The 17,290-nt window shown below is 64.3% G+C and carries 14 protein-coding genes; 7 read left to right on the top strand and 7 right to left on the bottom strand.

The window, feature by feature from the left end; translation table 11 throughout:
• Nucleotides 1-5: 5 nt before the first annotated feature.
• The gene (gene ppk1, locus OXT71_21890) at nt 6-2,192 is read right to left on the bottom strand and encodes a polyphosphate kinase 1 (GenBank protein ID MDE2929048.1); all 2,187 of its coding nucleotides are present in this window, start codon (nt 2,190-2,192) and stop codon (nt 6-8) included.
• Between the two features lie 232 nt (nt 2,193-2,424).
• Nucleotides 2,425-3,396, bottom strand: coding sequence for a CHAD domain-containing protein (locus OXT71_21885; GenBank protein MDE2929047.1), 972 nt, complete (start codon nt 3,394-3,396; stop codon nt 2,425-2,427).
• A gap of 61 nt (nt 3,397-3,457) precedes the next feature.
• Here OXT71_21885 and OXT71_21880 point away from each other — a divergent pair, with 61 nt between their 5' ends.
• Nucleotides 3,458-3,958: a histidine phosphatase family protein gene (locus OXT71_21880; GenBank protein ID MDE2929046.1), complete on the top strand. Its 501-nt coding sequence runs from the start codon at nt 3,458-3,460 to the stop codon at nt 3,956-3,958.
• A 46-nt stretch (nt 3,959-4,004) separates the two neighbouring features.
• On the opposite strand, the gene OXT71_21875 is transcribed toward OXT71_21880, so the two are convergent.
• Complete coding sequence (locus OXT71_21875; protein ID MDE2929045.1) at nt 4,005-4,472, bottom strand: VOC family protein; 468 nt, start codon at nt 4,470-4,472, stop codon at nt 4,005-4,007.
• A gap of 581 nt (nt 4,473-5,053) precedes the next feature.
• On the opposite strand from OXT71_21875, the gene OXT71_21870 reads away from it, so the two are divergent.
• Complete coding sequence (locus tag OXT71_21870; protein MDE2929044.1) at nt 5,054-6,673, top strand: sodium/solute symporter; 1,620 nt, start codon at nt 5,054-5,056, stop codon at nt 6,671-6,673.
• A 7-nt stretch (nt 6,674-6,680) separates the two neighbouring features.
• On the opposite strand, the gene OXT71_21865 is transcribed toward OXT71_21870, so the two are convergent.
• Nucleotides 6,681-7,811 carry an aminotransferase class V-fold PLP-dependent enzyme gene (locus OXT71_21865; GenBank protein MDE2929043.1) on the bottom strand — a complete coding sequence of 377 codons (1,131 nt, stop codon included), beginning with the start codon at nt 7,809-7,811 and terminating at the stop codon, nt 6,681-6,683.
• Nucleotides 7,812-7,899: 88 nt separating this feature from the next.
• Between OXT71_21865 and dgoD the strand changes: the two genes are divergently transcribed.
• Both dgoD and OXT71_21855 read left to right on the top strand, forming a co-directional pair.
• The gene (gene dgoD, locus OXT71_21860) at nt 7,900-9,099 is read left to right on the top strand and encodes a galactonate dehydratase (GenBank protein ID MDE2929042.1); all 1,200 of its coding nucleotides are present in this window, start codon (nt 7,900-7,902) and stop codon (nt 9,097-9,099) included.
• Nucleotides 9,100-9,152: 53 nt separating this feature from the next.
• Nucleotides 9,153-10,394, top strand: a complete 1,242-nt coding sequence (locus tag OXT71_21855) for a family 10 glycosylhydrolase (GenBank protein ID MDE2929041.1) — start codon at nt 9,153-9,155, stop codon at nt 10,392-10,394.
• Between the two features lie 5 nt (nt 10,395-10,399).
• Here the strand turns inward: OXT71_21855 and OXT71_21850 are convergent, their stop codons facing one another.
• Both OXT71_21850 and OXT71_21845 read right to left on the bottom strand, forming a co-directional pair.
• Nucleotides 10,400-11,125, bottom strand: coding sequence for a hypothetical protein (locus OXT71_21850; protein MDE2929040.1), 726 nt, complete (start codon nt 11,123-11,125; stop codon nt 10,400-10,402).
• Nucleotides 11,126-11,127: 2 nt separating this feature from the next.
• The gene (locus OXT71_21845; protein MDE2929039.1) at nt 11,128-12,528 is read right to left on the bottom strand and encodes a sulfatase-like hydrolase/transferase; all 1,401 of its coding nucleotides are present in this window, start codon (nt 12,526-12,528) and stop codon (nt 11,128-11,130) included.
• A 147-nt stretch (nt 12,529-12,675) separates the two neighbouring features.
• Here OXT71_21845 and OXT71_21840 point away from each other — a divergent pair, with 147 nt between their 5' ends.
• Nucleotides 12,676-13,221 carry a hypothetical protein gene (locus OXT71_21840; GenBank protein MDE2929038.1) on the top strand — a complete coding sequence of 182 codons (546 nt, stop codon included), beginning with the start codon at nt 12,676-12,678 and terminating at the stop codon, nt 13,219-13,221.
• Nucleotides 13,155-14,189: a hypothetical protein gene (locus OXT71_21835; GenBank protein ID MDE2929037.1), complete on the top strand. Its 1,035-nt coding sequence runs from the start codon at nt 13,155-13,157 to the stop codon at nt 14,187-14,189. The genes OXT71_21840 and OXT71_21835 overlap by 67 nt, the downstream gene beginning before the upstream one ends.
• An 11-nt stretch (nt 14,190-14,200) precedes the next feature.
• On the opposite strand, the gene OXT71_21830 is transcribed toward OXT71_21835, so the two are convergent.
• The gene (locus OXT71_21830; GenBank protein MDE2929036.1) at nt 14,201-15,691 is read right to left on the bottom strand and encodes a hypothetical protein; all 1,491 of its coding nucleotides are present in this window, start codon (nt 15,689-15,691) and stop codon (nt 14,201-14,203) included.
• A gap of 61 nt (nt 15,692-15,752) precedes the next feature.
• Here OXT71_21830 and OXT71_21825 point away from each other — a divergent pair, with 61 nt between their 5' ends.
• Entirely contained in the window at nt 15,753-17,276 is a 1,524-nt protein-coding gene (locus OXT71_21825) for a hypothetical protein (protein ID MDE2929035.1), read from the top strand.
• Nucleotides 17,277-17,290 lie beyond the last annotated feature (14 nt).

Genomic DNA, 17,290 nt, shown 5'->3' with positions numbered 1-17,290 from the left:
GCTTCTCAGATACGCCGAAGCGCCATCCCGCCTGATCGACGTTTGGACCCCCGGTTGGCGAGTTGAGATCTAGCGCCGGCCCTCTCGATGAAGACTGCCTGGGCCGCTCTCGACTTCTGCCCAGGTTCAGGCGACCGGCCCACGTACGTTCCGTCCGGCCGGCAGTCCCAGGCCGACGCATTGTCCCGCTCGTAGACCCGAAGGATCTCTTCCAGCTCCTGCTTCAAGTCCGGGTCGCGAACCGGCACGACGGTCTCCACCCGTTTCTTCAGGTTCCGCTTCATCCAGTCCGCGGAACCCAGGAAGTATTCGGGCTCGCCGCCGTTGACGAAACGGTAGAGCCGGCTGTGCTCCAGAAAGCGCCCCAGGACGCTGAACACCCGAATGTTCTCGGACAATCCCGGGACTCCGGGCCTGAGGCAGCAGAGTCCGCGAACGTTCAGGGTAATGGGCACCCCGGCCTGGCCGGCCCGGTAGAGCTCCCGAATGATTCCCGCGTCCTGAAGCTGATTCATCTTGGCGTGGATGCCACTGGGCCGGCCCGCGGCCGCGTGTTCGGCTTCCCGGCGGATGAGCTGATTGAAACGTTTGCGCATGGCCACCGGGGCGACGATCATCTGCGAGTACCCGGTGTGCGGCGTCTTTCCCGTCAGCGCGTTGAAGACCGCCGCGATGTCGCGGCAGATCTCCGGATCGGAGGTCAGGATCCCCACATCCTCATACATTTTCGCGGTTCCCGTGTGGTAGTTGCCTGTTCCCACATGGGCGTAACGGCGGATTCTCCCCTGCTCTTCCTCCCGGAGCACCAGGGCCAGCTTGACATGGGTCTTGAGCCGCTCCACGCCGTAGGCCACGTGGGCGCCCTCGTTCTCCAGGTACTTCCCCCAGGCGATGTTGGGAGCCTCGTCGAATCGAGCCGTGACCTCCACCAGCACCGCCACCTGCTTGCCTCTCCGGGCGGCTTCGGCCAGCGCCTTGACGATGGGGGAATCGCCGCTGGTCCGGTAGATGGTCAGCTTGATGGCCAAGACGTCCGGGTCGACGGCGGCGGCCTCGATGAACCTCAGGACCGACGAGTCGAAGCTGTGATAGGGATGGTGAAGGAGAATATCGCCACGGCCGATCTCGTTGAAGATGGCGGCGGGGCGGCCAAACTCCAGGCGGCGCAGGCGGGGATGCGTCATGGGCCGGTGAGGCGGGAATCGGAGGTCGCCGCAATTGCCCGGATTGAAATCGGCCAAGTCGCTGAGCCTGAGCAGTTGCCTCGTGGGATAGAGGTCATCGGAATCCATCTCCAACTGGCGGATCAGCCAATCGGCGAGTTCCCCGGGCATGTCCGGATTCACCTGGAGCCGGACCGCGCCCGCGAAGCGCCTGGCCTTCAGTTCGCTGCTCACCTGCTGAATGATGCTCCCCGGGGCCTGGGACTCGTCCTCCAACAGGTGCCGGAACCGATCCGGATCTCCCGAGCTGCCCCTGGTCACGCGAAAGGCGTAGATTCCCAGAGGAGGAATCTCCGGGTACAGCAGGTCGATATTCCCGGCAATGACCTGCTCCAAGGGCGTGAACCCGGAACCGTCCGGGAGGGGAACCCACCGGGGACGGTTGTCCGGCACCTTGATCCGGACGAAACGCTCGCGTCCGTCGTCATCGGGGAAAAGGATCGCCAGATTCAGTCCCAGGTTGCTGATGAAGGGGAAGGGGTGCGCCGGATCCACAACCAGCGGCGTCAGGATCGGCATCACCGCATCTTGGAAATATTCCCGCAGGTGCCGTCTCTGCGACGCCTGCAACTGATCGTAATCGACAACACCCACTCCCTCGGCGGCCATGGCGGGGCCCAGATCCCCCAAAAGCGTCTCGCCCAACCTCCTGGACTGGTTTCGCAGTTCGGTCTGACAGGTCCGGAACACGGTTTCCGGCGAGCGGCCGTCGATGGCGGTTTTCTTGGAGCGGTTTCGGATCTGGCGCTTCAACCCGCTGATCCGCTTCATGAAGAACTCATCATGGAGCATCCCGGCGATTCCGGCGAATTTGACTCGCTCCAGGAGGGGAAGGTTTCGATTCTCCACCAGGGCGACCACGCGGCTGGCGAAGCCCAGCCAGCTCAGTTCCCGATTGAGAAAGGCTTCCGGGGAATTGACTGCAATGCGGGGCGGGGACGATGACGGCGTTTGAGAAACTGCTGACATTGTGAAGTTTTCACAAATTGGACCACAACCAACCCAGGTTCTTCAAGAGAACGGGAAACCGGATTGAGGGGCGGGGTGGAATCCGGTCTGCAAAGTGACCCTGGAGTTTCCCGACGGATGGTTGGGGCGGCATCCCCTCACGGGCGCCGACCTGGAGGGAGAGACAGCGTATCTCCGTTCAGGCGGCTGCACGCTCCATTGCGTCTGAGCGGGAACGGCGGACAGAGGTCCGTCACCACGGCGTTGCATGGGCCCGGAACCGTTGGAATTTCCCCTCCGTCGCCTCGTGGGCCCGGACGTGAAGTTGCTCCAAGCGGCGTTCCAGGAGATCCAGAGGTATCGAAGACCCGGGGCGGGGACGAATCTCCGTCCAGATGCTGCGGGCCATCTCCCGATGGACCGCCAGGTCATGGAGGTCTCCCAGCACGCCCTGTAGAGACTTGAGCCTCTTGATCAGGGAAGCAGCCTCCCGGCCCGGATAGAGGCTGCGAAAGAACTCGAGCAGGTAGCGGAGCTTCTTGCAGTCGATCCGAAGCCGATGCAAAACCTCGATTTCCAATCCGGTGAGACTCTCTCTTCCGGCGACTCGGCGGTACGCCTTCCGAATCCGCTTGGCGGCGACGGCTCCGAGGGGTCGTCGGCCCTTCTTGGGAAGCGACTGCGGATCGGTTCCAGAGAGCAGGAACGTTTCCCACCGGTCCACCGCCGCCGCCCATGAAGCGGCACCCAGGGCTTCCGACAAGATGGGTTGCTGGCCCCTGCGCCGGCGCCGCGCCAGTTCCTTGACGGGAATCAATTCTTGCCGTATCTGCTGCGGGAGGCCGGATTCATAGGCCCCCAGCTTCTCCAGAAAGACATCCAGATCCCGGGCCTCGCCGGTCACCCGGGTCATGGACGAGAGCGCGACCCTGGCGCGTTCGGCCTCGGCCGCCGGGAAGACCCCCTTGACCTGGGTCAGCGCCGATCGAGCCCGGCGCACGGCGACGCGGAAATCGTGGAGGAACTCAGGGTCCCGAGTCCCGAGCACACCCTCCTGGTTGTGGAGAATCGCCCTCAACAGGGACAAATGGATCTTCCGAAGAGCCTGATGAGCCGGCATTCCGGCAGACAGTTCCAGCGTCGGCTTGGATGGGTAGCGGACGAGGCGGTCCTGGACCCGGCCATTGATCCCGGCGGAACCCTCTCCACTCTCCCTGGCTTGCATGCTTGGCAATGGGCCGTAGTAGACTGGCTGTACTTCGGATAATGACAGGATTCAGCCGGTCATGAAACAACTGCTCATTTTTCGGCATGCCAAATCGGATTGGAACGCCGCGTTCCGGTTTGACCACGATCGGCCGCTGTCGCGGCAGGGCATCGCCGCCGCCAAACGGATGGGACGATACCTGGACCGGTTGGGGCAGGTCCCGGACCGGGTGATCTCCTCCTCCGCGGTACGGGCGTGGCAGACCGTGGAACTAGCCGCCCAAGCCGGCGAATGGCCCTGTCCCCTGGAAGCCACCGGGGATCTGTACGACACCACCTCGGACGAGATGCTGAAGATCATCCGCGGCTGCTCCGATACCGACTCGCGCCTGCTGCTGGCCGGCCACCAACCGACCTGTTCCGCGCTGGCCGGCCGCCTCATCGGAGGGGGCCAGATGAGGTTCCCCACCGCGGCCATGGCCCGGATCAACCTGCCGCGGGACCGCTGGGGGAACATCCGCTGGGGCGAGGGGAGCCTGATCTGGTTCGTCACTCCGAAGCTGTTGAAACGCGTGATGTAGCGGTTTCCGGAGCGTCCCGGTCCCGGCGCCGCGCGGGACTCTTGCCCTAGTGCCAGTACTGCAGCTCGACGATGTTGCCTTCAGGATCGGTCATGTAGACGAGGGTGAGGCGGCCCTCTTCGGAGATGTCCAGGGTGGTCACGCTTCCCAGATCCGCACCCCCCCGCTCCATAACCTGCAGGCGCTTCGCTTCCAGGTCGTCCACCTGGAAGGCGATGTGGGCGAACCCGGGCCGGTTGACGGCCGGGGCGGGGCGCCGGGCGTTCTCGTCGAATTGGAAGATCTCGAGCGTGGGGCCGCCGTCGCCATATCCGGGAAGCTTCAGATGGACACCCGCCATGTGAACTCCCTCGAGACCGGTGAGGGCGTCGATGTGCGCTCCGCTCCGATCCCGTTCCGTCCCGACCGGACGGCAGTCGAAGACCTCCACGTAGAATTTCACCATCGCTCTCCAGTCATCGGCGACCAGATTGGTGTGAGCGTACCGAACGCCTCGGCGCCGTCTTTCAGACATTTTTTCGTGTCTCCCGCTAACGGAGAGCAAACGGTGAATTCAACCTCGACTTCCCCGTCGGCTGTCAAGTCCAGCGCCGATGGGAGCGAAGAACCCTTTTTCGGGACAACTGAGCAACCAGTCGACCAGACCCTCGTTCGGCGGTTTCGTCCGCCGAACGAACCGATACTCACCTCGATCCAAGCGCTCGACGTCGAACTCCTGACCGGGCTCAATCTGGTCCTGTTTCCGGAACCTGGCCGGTAACACGAATTGCCCCTTGGACGAAATAGTGGTCTTCATTCCGAGTACGATAGCGACTTTCCATGCCGACCGTCGAGTCCGGGAGTCCTTCGCCCACTGGTGACGTTCGAAACTGATATTCCGGAACCAATGGCCGGCTCGCGACCGGACCAGCGAAGGATACCGCCGGCTTCCATCCCCGGCCGTAGCGTGATCCCAAGCCGGGGTCGGAGTATGATCTCCTGGACCGTTCCGGACAGATCGTCCCTCCAGGATAGATTCCAAGGCATCTTTCAACTCATGCGAACGCATCCGGGCAAATTGTCTTGCAGAACGATGTCAGGCGGGGAGAATTCCCGGTGAGACTTCACGTCGTCGATCACCTGATCCTGGTCGCCTACCTCGTGGGCATGATGCTGCTGGGCTGGAGGCTGGCCAAGCGGCAGCACAGCGACGAGGAGTATTTCCTGGGCGGACGCCGCATGCCCTGGTTCGCCGTCGGGGTCAGCCTGATCGCCACTCTGCTCTCCAGCGTCGCCTATCTGGGGACCCCGGGGGTGGTCTGGCGTTTCGGCTTCGCCATCTTCCTGAACACGCTGGCGGGCATCGCCATCACCGTGGTGCTGGTGCTGTTCGTCACCATTCCCTTCTTCGTCCGCTTCCGGTTCACCACTGCCTACGAGTACCTGGAACATCGGTTCAGCCTCTCGGTGAGGCTTCTCGGAGCCACCCTGTTCCTGCTGTTCATGACCATCTACATGGGCGTGATCGTGCTCCTCTCCGCCCGGGCGCTGGCCGTCGCCACCGGGTTGCCCCTGGTGCTCATCATCGTCAGCGTTGGGATCGTCGCCACCCTCTACACCATGATGGGCGGGATCCGCGCCGTGATCTGGACCGACGTGATCCAGGTGGCGCTCCTGGTGGGGGGCGGCCTGTTCGCCATCGGGTTCGTGGCCGTGTCCACCGGATCGGGACCGCTGGACTGGATCCAGGCCGTGAACGCCAGGGCCAACGAGAGCATGCCTCTGGCTTCGTTGGACCCCACCATACCGGCCACGGTGGTCACCCTCATCCTGGGAGGCTGCCTCTGGACGCTCATGGCCCACACGGCCAACCAGACCATCATGCAGCGCTACTTCTCGACCGTGGACCTGCGGGCGGCCAAGCGCAGCTACCTCACCAGCGCCGCCGTCGACGTCCTGCTGCTGACGCTGCTCACGGTCATCGGCGCCAGCCTGATCTATTACTTCACCCAAGGACCCGGAATGCTGCCTCCGGAACTGGATCCGGCCAGCGGCAAGGATCGGGACGGCATCTTTCCCTTCTTCGTCGCGACCCGGATTCCCGCCGGACTCGCCGGCGCCATCTTTGCCGCCCTGTTGGCCGCCTCCATGTCCACCATCGACTCGGGCGTCAACTCCTTCGCCACCGTGGCCACCATCGACTTCGGCCGCTTGCGCAAGAGGCAGACGAAGAACCACGTGGTCCAGGCCCGTGTCATCACACTGGTGGTGGGACTGGCCGTCACCCTGTTCGCCATCTTTTTCGACCGGCTGACCGGAACCGCCGACATCCCGACGATCCTCCCCAAGACCTTCAACTCGCTGGCGGGAGGGATGGGCGGCTTGTTCCTGGCGGGCATGCTGATTCCCCGGGCCGGCAGCCGCGCGGTCTGGCCCGCGGCCCTGGCCGGTGTCGGCACCGCGCTCGCCGTCGCCTACTCGGGAGAATTGCTTCGGGTCCTGGGGCCTTCGGCCATCGACTTGGTCGGCGCGTGGCTGAGTCCGGAATTCGCGCAGCGGCTGGCCGCCCAGGGGATGGGATTCACCTGGATCATCCCCTCCTCCACACTGGCCGCGCTGGGCACGGCCTGGTTGCTGAGCTTCGTCTTTCCCAACCGGGATCCGGAGCGGGTCCGCGGGTTGACCTGGTCCACGCGCCGGGAACCGTCCTCCTACACCGGCCAGGGCCAACCCTGACCCGGATCTACCCACTCAAGACGCCGGACACCCGCTTGGCCACGATCTCCGCTTCACCCGGCTCCAGTGTCGCGGGGTTGAGTAGAATGCCGGACGGCGTCTCCGCCACGATGATGCTCGGGTCTCCTTCCCACAACTCCGCCATCACCTGTCCTACGCCCTTGCCGATTCCTTCGGAGTCCCATTCGACCCGCGCGAACGGCAGTCCGTCGGGATGCACCGCCAGTCCGGTCGACGCGGAAGGCGAATCTCCCGTCCGCGCCCGGACACCCGGCACCCGGGCGAGGATCTCGATCATGGAACCGGCGCGACGCCGCCAGCAGTCGAACATCTTCTCCTCGAACCCGGGGTCGGACCAGAGTTCCACGGCAGTCAGGAGACCGGCGATCTCCTCCTTGCCCACCTTCATCGGGCGTCCCACGCCATGGTTGGGACTGCCGCTCATGACACAGGCCTCGACCAGGCTCTTGCGTCCCAGGATCAGTCCCGAAGACTGGGGTCCCCGCAGGCCCTTGCCGCCGCTGACGATGGTGAGGTCGGCTCCCAGATCCCAGTAGTGGCTCAGGATCGAGAAGGGAGGAAACTCGGCCGCCGCGTCCACGATCACCGGGACTCCGCGGGCATGGGCCAGCTCGACGACCCGGTCGATGGGGAGATCGGTGGGAGGCGAATAGGCGGGAAAGTGGACGACCGCGGCCGTCTGAGGGGTGAAGGCCGCCTCCAGGTGCCAGGGATAGGTTCGATTGGCCAGGCCGACGGGGACGATCCGGGCTCCCGTCAGCCGGATCATGAGCTCGTAGAAGTTGATCTGCATCCTTTGGACGATGACCTCGTCCTTCATCCCGGCCGTGTCGGGCAACTGGTGGACCCGGGCGTTGCTCGATCCCGTCATGCACGCGGCGACCGAGACGGCGACTCCCGCGGCCGCTCCGTTGGTGATGGTGCAGGCGTCGACTCCCGCCATTTGGGCGATCCGGTTCCCCGCCTTTTCCAGGAGTTCCGGGATGCTGACGTGGGAACGGCCGGCCTCCTGCATCGCCGCCACCACCTCGGGCAACATGATGGACCCGCCGATGGACGTCCCGTTGGCGGCGGCGTTGATCCGTTTCTTCACACCCAGACGTTCGTAGACATTCATGGCAGGTCTCCAGCTTTCGGCCCTCGCGCGAGTATAAGGAGTTCGGCGGTTGGAAACCGCCGTTCCTCACGCTAACATTGTGCCAACTATGAACCGTCGCAAATGGCTCCGCGTCGGGGCCGCAGCGGGCGCCATGTTCGGTCTCGATGCCCTCTTCACCGCCCGGCGCACCAGCGCCGCGGCCGTCGGCCCCAACGACAAGATCAAGGTCACCAAGATCGAGACCTTCGTGCTGACCAACACCTGGGTTTTCGTCAAGGTGTCCACCGACGCCGGGATCGTGGGTTGGGGCGAGATGCTCAAGGACGACGCCAAGGCGTGCGCCGCCGGCGCTCTGGAGGTCGGGGACTATCTGGTGGGCCAGGACCCGTGCCGGGTGGTGCACCATTGGCAGGCCATCCACCGCGGGGCCTTCTACCGCGGGGGTCCCATCAAGACGGCGATCCTGAGCGGCATCGACCAGGCGCTCTGGGACATCAAGGGAAAGGTCTACGGCGTCCCGGTGTACAAATTGCTGGGAGGGCCCACCCGGGACCGCATCCGGGTCTACGGAGAGGTCAACGAGGAGACCGGCGTCAACGCCATGAAGGTCGGCCCCAACGCCATGGGACGCCAGGCGATCAAGTACATCGAAGGCCAGAGATACGTGGACGCCGTGGTGGAGAACTTCCGGGCGTTGCGCGAGAAGTACGGGGACGGCGTCGACATCGGAATCGACTTCCATGGCGCTGTTCAGCCGCCGACGGCCATGCTGCTGGTCAAGGCGCTGGAACCGTACCATCCGTGGTTCTACGAGGAGGTGGTGCAGCCGCTCAACGTGGACGTGATGGCCGAGATCGCCGCCAGGACCCATATCCCGCTGGCCACGGGAGAGCGCATCTTCACCAAGTGGGGATTCCGCGAGGTCCTGGAAAAGCGCGCGGCCTATATCCTGCAGCCGGACGTCTGCTACGCGGGCGGCATCACCGAGCTCAGGCTTATTGCCGGAATGGCCGAGGCGTATTACGCTCCGCTGGCCCCCCACAATCCCAACGGTCCCGTGTCGATGGCCGCCAGCTTCCAGATCGCGGCGTGCATCCCCAACTTCCTGATCCAGGAGCGCGGCGACTTGGAGCACGACCTGCTGGCCAAACCGCTGCCCCCGGTCAGAAACGGGCACCGTCCGCTGCCGACGGACCCCGGTCTCGGCATCACCATCGACGAGGACAAGTTGATGGCGAGGGTCGGCGAACCGCGCGAGTCCCGGACGATTTACGATAGGGACGACGGTTCGATCGTCGATTGGTAGCCTTCCCTCCTCTTGCGCGGCGGACCGGGAAAAACCAAGACTGGAATCAAGACATGCTCAACAGGACACTATTGACCGCTGCTTCCATCCTCCTTCTCTCCCTGCCTGTCCAGGCCAAGGAGAAGCTCATGATCCTGAGCTGGGGCGACGTCATCTGGCAACACAGGGGAGAGGGCACGGCACAGCTCGACACGCCCGAAAAGGTGGTCGAGGCGGCCCGGATCTGGAAGGACCGGGGCGTGGACAGGGTCCTGTTTCGCGCCGACGACTTCCGGGTTCTCCTCTTTCACCAGATCAAACCCAGTTACAGGAACGCCTACATACAGGAGTGGCTGAAGACCACCAAACAGGCCTGGGAACAGCGGTTGCTGGAAGTCGCCGTCCAGGCCATACAAGACCAGGGCATGAAGGTCGACATGTGGATCACCATCTTCGATGAGGGATGCCCGGAGCACGTTCTTTACAGCGACTCCGATTTTTTCTCATGGCAATCGAACTTCACCCGGGAGAACCCCCAGTTCCTCTCCGCCGACCGGTCTCTGACCGCCAATCAGCGAAAGTATCACTGGGGCGTGATGGAGTACGCCTACCCCGAGGTGAGGGAATACATGCTCAGGGTGATCCGCGCTTTCGCCGATCCTCTGGATTTCGACGGCGTCTTTCTCAGTGTGCGCACGCATTCGCCGCCCGCCGAGCATGCCGACCAGTTCGGGTACAACGAGCCCATCGTCAAGGAGTATCAGCGCCGATACGGCCGGAACATCCTCCAGGCCAGCTTCGATCTGGAGAAGTGGAGGGAACTCCGGGGGGAGTACCTGACCCGGTTTCTGGTCGAGGTGAAGGAGCACCTCAAGAAGAAAGGGCAGACCCTTTCCATCGGAGTGGCGCAGGGAGACTATATCGGGCCTCCCTTCGGCAACATGAAGCTGCAGTGGCGCCGGTGGGTCTCCGAGGGAATCATCGACTCACTGGTAGTGGGTCACATCACCAACGAGAGAGCCCGTTATCCCAACCGGACCCAGAGGGCCATGGGGTACATCCAGAATCAGGAAGAGGACATGGGCCTTCCACCCATCGAGGACGCCGTTCGGCAAAGCTATGGTCCGCTCAGCAAGCGATCCGGAGCCGGCCTCTACCTGGCGCCCCGAGGTTTCCGCATGAGCTTCCGCCATCCCGCCCACGGACGGGGCTCACAGACGCCCGAGCTCCGCAAGAGCCTCGTTGCGGCGTTCGAGAAGGAGCCCGCCGTCACGGGAATCGTCTACAGTTACGGGGAGATCATGAAGGATCGTTAACCGGGTCACCGCATGTCGGCGACCCGGGCCTCGATCCGAAGAACGTCCATGGAGAGCCGCCCCGTCACCTCTTCTCCTTCCGGGAATCCGATGAAGGAGAACCCGTAGCTCACGCATTCCCTCAACACCCGGTCCAGGCTGGCCGGACCCGTCCAGGCCCAGGTGCGGGTCCACTTGGTCTCGTCGTTCTCCAGGACGAAGGTATGGCGCCGTCCCCAGGATCCCTGGGAGATGGGGATGGGCTGGTCCGTGAAGTGCCAGCGGTTGTTTCGGATGTGGGCCCAGAAGTAGCACTGGGCGCCCTTGAGGTCCAGGTCGTCTCCCCGCAGGTTCACGGAGATCCGCGCTCCCCGCAGGTCCAGCTTGGGGCCGCCCACCCACCTGCGGTAGAAGATCAGCGCCAGAATGGAGTTGGGCTGCTCCGGGGTGTCGATTCTCCAGCGGGAATCGTCGGTCCAGATGTATCCCGAACCGAAGGCGCCTCCCCTGGGTTCCCAGCTCACCGGATGGAACAGGTCGGGACCGCTCTCGATGCCGCCGTCGTAGTCGTAGCTGTGCCAGCCCTCGCTCTTGCCCAGACTGTCGAAGCCGCTGTAGAGGATGAGCCTCGCTCCCGGCCGGTCTGAATCAGGTGCCCTCCGGTCCACGCGGGACGGCGGCCGGCATCCCAACGCCAGACCCAGCAACATCACGAAGGTCACCCATCGAAGTCCACTTGGATATCGACTCATTTTCAAACCCTGCCTTCCTCGAAGGGCAGAACCGCCCACTTCTCGCCGTACCGCCGCAACCAGTTGACCAACTCTCCGCGCAACCGGTCCGTGACTCCCGCCAGCGCCGGGTCGCCGACACGGTTGCGATGCTCGGTGGGATCGGTCTCCAGATCCCACAACTCGTTGGGACCGTAACCCTGGTTGCGCATCACGTACTTGTATCGAGGTTCCCGGACGCAGTAGGTGTTGCCCAGGTAGGCGTAGACCCGGTCCACCCAGCCGTCCGGCCTCCGCCCTTCGAGCAGCGGCCCGTAGCTCCGGCCGCAGTAATGGCCCTCCCGCGGCAGTTGAATGCCCAGCAATTCGCAGAGGGTGGGCAGAACGTCGTAGAAGCTCACCAGCTCCCGGCGCACCGCGCCGGACTCGATCCTTCCCGGCCAGCGCCACAAGGTGGGGACCCTCAGAACCTCCTCGTACATGACCGGAGGCCAGGCCGCCTCTCCCTTGCTCCAGAGGCCGTGGCGGCCGTGCAGGTAGCCGTTGTCACCCACGAACAGGACCAGCGTGTTCCCGGTCAGGCCGTTATCGTCCAAGTAGTCCAAAATCCGGCCGATCCGGTCGTCGAGGGCGGTGGTGGAGGCGGCGGCGCCCCTCATGTTGGTGACCGGATCGTCCATCAGCTCCGCCTCCCGCAGGGCGTCCCGGCGCTTGGGCTCGAATCCCACCGACTCGAAGTCCTCCTGGGCATACATGTCGTAGTACTGCTGGGGATGACCCGCGTACGGAGTGTGCGGATTGAAGTGCGACAAGGTGAGAAACCAGGGCTCGCGCCGGCCTCGGACCTGTTCCAGGAATCGGATGCCCTCCTGGTGGATGAGGTCGGCGATGTAGCCCTTCTCGGTGACCGGCTGTGTGCCCCGGAACATGTTGGGATCCTGGTTCCGGTTGGGGCGGTCCTGCGTATACCAGAACCCGTAACCATGCTGGGGCCGGCCGTTTTCTCCCAGGTGCCACTTGCCGCTGTAGCCGCAACGGTAGCCCTCCTCCTTCAACAGGTCGGAGATGAAGATCTCGTCGCGCCAGCTCCGGGGAAGCCGCGCCTGTCCCTGTGGGGGGTTGGCAATGGGGCGCGGCGTGAGCCAGTCGTGGATCCCGGTCTGGGGTGGAATCCGTCCCGTCATCAGCGTGGCCCGGCTGGGAGAGCAGATGGGGGTACAGACGAACCCGTTCTCGAAACGGGTGCCGCCGGCCGCCAGACGATCGATATGGGGCGTCCGGATCACCCGGTTGCCGTAGCAGCCGGTCATCCAGGCGGCCAGGTCGTCGGCGATGATGAGCAGCACGTTGGGCCGTCTCTCCCGGCCCCGGAGCAGCGACGGGGCCCCCACCGCGGCGCCGGTCAAGGCTGCGGCGGTCTTCAAGACCTCCCGGCGAGACCGGCTCCTGGCGGAGCCGGGGCGCTTAGGACTGGATCGAGGCTCTGAACTCATGGGCAGGATCCCGGTCCGAACGGTACACTGGACGGCGTCTCCCGCCAAGGGCCTCAAGGAGTCCTTACGAGCGAAGCGATGAGTCGGACGATCTTCAGCCTGGTTCCATTGCTGCTCCTGCACCCGCTTCCCCTTTACGCCAACCCTTCTCCTGCCGGAACCGTCATCGACGTGGGATCGAAGAAACAGCTCTTCGTCGACGACTTGTTCGTCTCCTCGCGGCACGGTGTCCGGCTGACCGTGAACCCGCCTCACAAGACCCGGGAACGGAACCTCGCGCCCGGCCCGGATCGTCCCTGGGAAGCAGTCCGTGTGGGCTATCCCTGTACCGTCATGGAGGACCAGGGAAAATTCCGGATGTGGTATGACGCCATGTACGACCGTCAACCGGAGGATCAGCTCCCCTACCGCACGGTCTGCTACGCCGAGTCGGACGACGGCATCAACTGGCGCAAGCCCATCGTCGGCGCCTACGCGTTTCGGGGCTCCAGGCAGAACAACATCTCGATCCCAACGCTGCGCCGGAGGAGCGATACAAGTACTTCGGGAGAAACCGCGTGGCGATGCTTGAGGACCGGGTCGCCGGAGCCGGATCCTGGGTCTACGCCTCCGCCGACGGGTTGAGCTTCAAGCCGTTGTACGGAAGACCGGCCACGCGCCAGATCAGCGACACCCACGACGTGGCCTTCTGGGATCCGGCCATCGGAAGATACGTCGCCTACACCAAGACCATCGGTCACTTCGATTCCCGGGGCGCGCTGGCTCGGCCGGTCCTCCCCGCCGGCGTGAGGAAGGGCCGGAAGATCTGGCGCATGACGACGGACCGGCTGGACCGGTGGCCTCCCGCCAGGATCGTGCTGGCCATGGACTCGGGGGACCGCAGGGACGCCGACTTCTACAATTCGGCCGCCGTCCGCTATCCGTTCGCCGATCGGGCCTATTTCGTATTTCCCAGCGCCTACTACCACTTCGTGGGCGAGTCGGCGCGCCGCAACGACGGGACCATGGACATTCAACTGGCGGTGAGCCGCGACGGGGTTCATTTCTCACGCCCCTCCCGGAGTCCCTTCGTGCGAAGAGGCCGGGACGGTTCCTACGACAGTGGTCACATGTACATGGGACGGGGCATGCTGCGTCGAGGCGACGAGCTGTGGATGTACTACGTGGGATTCGACTACACGCACGGCGACAGAGACGCACTGGAGCAGGGAGGTAACGGCGTGATCAGCCGGCTGGTCCTGAGGCTGGACGGCTTCGTGTCCGCCGACGCCGACTACCGGGGGGGAGAGATCATCAGCCGGCCGATCCGCTTCTCAGGCAGCCGTCTCGAGTTGAACATGGATGCCGGCGCCGGGGGATCGGTCCGGATCGCACTGTTGGACCGGGAAGGAGAACCGATCCCGGGCTATTCCCTGGAGGATTCGCAGGTGCTGGGCGGGAATTCCGTCCGGCGCATCGCGACTTGGCGGAAGGGACCGGATGTGTCGGCCCTTTCGGGACGGCCGGTGCGCCTCCACTGGAAGCTCCGGGACGTGAAGCTGTACGCCTTTCAATTCCGGGACCTGCACGGCGACGGAGGCCCCGTCGAATGAAAGAGGCAGGATCAGGGAAGAAACCGGAGGGCGTAGAGATCGGCGTCTTTCAGGAGAAAATTAAGGCGCACCGTTCTGCCGGAAAGGGAGCCCAGATCGTTGTTCCGTTTCCAGCTCACGGCCTGTTCCACCGAGTCGCCGAACATTTCCCGGGAATCCTGTAGCGAGAATCCGGGAACGGGTCCGCCCGTCTCGTCCTGGATTTCGACCCGGATGCTCCCCGCGGCCGAGGTCGAATAGTTCAGGACCAGGCGGGAGCCGTTGAAGCGAATGAGCCGGGTGGTCATTTCGCCGCCGGCCAGAGGCGCCTGCACCGACACGAAGCCGTCCAGCCGGTAGGTGTAACGGCGCAGGCGGCTGGCCGGCCCCGAGTAATACCCTTCCGTGGCGTAGATGGAGAGTTCTTCGGGTTCGCCCGCTACGGATGAGGGAAGTGTGAGGATTCCCCAGCCGATCATGTTGTTGCGGGTCACCCAGCGCTCCGGCTGGAGCCCGGGACGGACGACCGCTTCTCCCCAGCGGTGAAATCGAATGCCGTCCCGGCTGCTCATGAAGATCCCGTCCGAAACTCCCGAGAATTTCCGGTCCTGGTTTCTTTCGGGAACGAACCGCTTGGGGAACCCCAGATAGATGTGGGGAGCGCGAGCATAGGGGCGGATCTGGTTGGTGTACAGATGCTCCACCGGCGCTCCCGGATACTCCAGGAAGACCGGTTCGGACCAGGTCAGGAAGTCGCGGGAGACGGCGGTCTTGACGTCGCGGACGCGCTGCCCCGTGGGATGGGTGCGCCCGCTCCGGAGATAGCAGACGTACCGGCCCCTCCGGCTGTCCCAGAAAGCCAGGTTCTGGGAGTCGAGAGACATGTCCCCTTTGGGAATCACCGGCTCCTTGGACAGAAGGGACCAGTGGATGCCGTCGGGCGACTTGAGGGCGTAGACGCCGTCGTCGCCCCGGGCGATCGACTTGTACCGGGCGTCCGGCGCGGCGGCCGGGCTGGTGTCCTTGAAGACCGCCATGGGATTGCGCTGTTCCGAGCCGGCCCGGGGATCGTCCATCCAGACGATGTTGTTGGCGCGGGACCCTTCGTATTCGAACTGACCCAGGTTGGGCCGGGTCCAGTGAATGCCGTCCCGGCTCTCGGCATAGCAGACCAACACGTGCCGGACCTTCCGGCCCGGCTGGTAGTGCCGGCCCCCGTAGTACATGCGGTAGATGCCGCCGTCCCGGAAGAGGGTGTGATGGGCGGTGAGGTTGCCCTCCCAGGGAGCATCGTGCACCAGGACCACTTCCCGCCGTTGAGGCTTGTGGAGCTGGAGGCGTGCGCCGCCGGCCAATGACCGGATCAGGAATCGATCCACCAGGGGCTCCAGGCGGGAACCCAGATCGATGGGCTCGGACGAGGGACCCGACGCCAACGCCATGACGGAGACAGCCGTCCAGACTCCGCAGGCGACGGACCCGTAGCGGAATGAATTGAGGGGACCAAACGGGAATCGGATCATCTCGTTCCTCGGGGCAAAGAATACGGAAAGGAGGGCGGCGCTGCATGTAGAATTCCGAATCATGAAGGATCTCTCGACTCGATCGCTGCTCTGGTCATTTCTGGCGGCCGCCGTTGCGCTCGACCCGACGGGCGCCCTGGCGTCCCAACCGCAAAAAAGCTCCCCGGAGGTCCTGGACATCGGGAACCGCCTGGAACTCTTTGTGGACCGGTATCTCATCGAAGTCATGGACGGCGTAGAACTGGAGCTGGGGCAACCTCAGCCCCGGGAGAAGGTATTCCATTTCGACCAGCCCTGGGAGGGAAACACTCCGGGCCATATCGCCGCCTTCCGCGACGGCGGCATCTACCGCTTGTACTACCGCGGCAGCGCCCACCCGGACTACATCATCCGGGAGGAACTGCTTCCGGGAGAAAAGATCGTTCCCCAGCACCCGAAGGTGACTTGCTACGCCGAGAGCCGGGACGGCATTCACTGGACCCGGCCCTCTCTGGGCCAAGTGGAATTTCAGGGCTCGCGGGACAACAACATTCTGGACTTGGGGGGCGTCACCAAGCTCAATCCCTTTCGCGACGAGAACCCCGATGCTCCCGATTCGGCCCGTTACAAGGGGATCGGCTTCTACCGGACCGTTCCCGGCGCCCCGCCCCACTCGAAGGAGAGAGGCCTGATTCCCCTCCAGTCCTCCGACGGCGTGCGCTGGACCTGGATGGCCCGGGACCCGGTCATCACCGACGGGTATTTCGATTCCCACAACGTGGCCTTCTGGGACGGCGTCCGGGGACACTACGTGGCGCTGTACCGGGACTTCGCCCACGGGGTGCGCTCACTCAAATACGCCACCTCGAAGGACTTCGTCGAATGGACCGAGGGCTCGTGGGTCGATTACGGAGACGCGCCTCAGGAGCATCTCTACACCAACGCGACCGTCCCCTATTTTCGCGCTCCCCACATCTACGTGGCTTTTCCCAAGCGGTTCGTGCCCTGGAGGAGTCCCCAACACTACGACTACGCCAGCGCCACCGAGCGGCCGGGGCTCTCCGAAGGGGTCTTCATGAGCAGCCGCGACGGCCTGCACTGGCATCGTTTCGTGGAGGCCTTCATCCGGCCCGGACGGGACCGGCGGAACTGGATCCACCGGACCAACTTCGTGGGCCGTGGAATCATCCGGAGCGCGGATGACGAGATCTCGCTGTACGTGACCCGTCACTACACCTATCCCAGCGTCCACCTGCAGCGGATGAGCCTGAGGCTGGACGGGTTTGTCTCGGTCAGCGCCGGTTATCCCGGCGGCGAGTTCACGACCCGGCCCCTGGTTTTTCAAGGAAAGAACCTGGTGTTGAACTACGCCACGGCGGCGGCGGGAAGCATTCAGGTGGAGATCCAGGATGAGGGCGGAAAACCGTTGGCCGGCTTCTCCCTCCAGGACTCGATCCCCATCTGGGGAGACGAAATCGAGGGAACCGCGCGGTGGCGCCGGGCCGGCGGCCGGAATCGGGACCAACTCCGGCGCTTGGCCGGCATGACTGTGCGCCTGAGGTTCGTCATGACCGACGCCGACCTCTTTTCGTTGCGCTTCCGCTGAAGCGGATTCTCAAT

It is taken from the genome of Acidobacteriota bacterium (assembly GCA_028874215.1).
Lineage (GTDB): Bacteria > Acidobacteriota > UBA6911 > RPQK01 > JAJDTT01 > JAJDTT01.
Note: the sequence above shows the minus strand (reverse complement) of the source record. Positions and strands in the feature narration are given on the sequence as shown.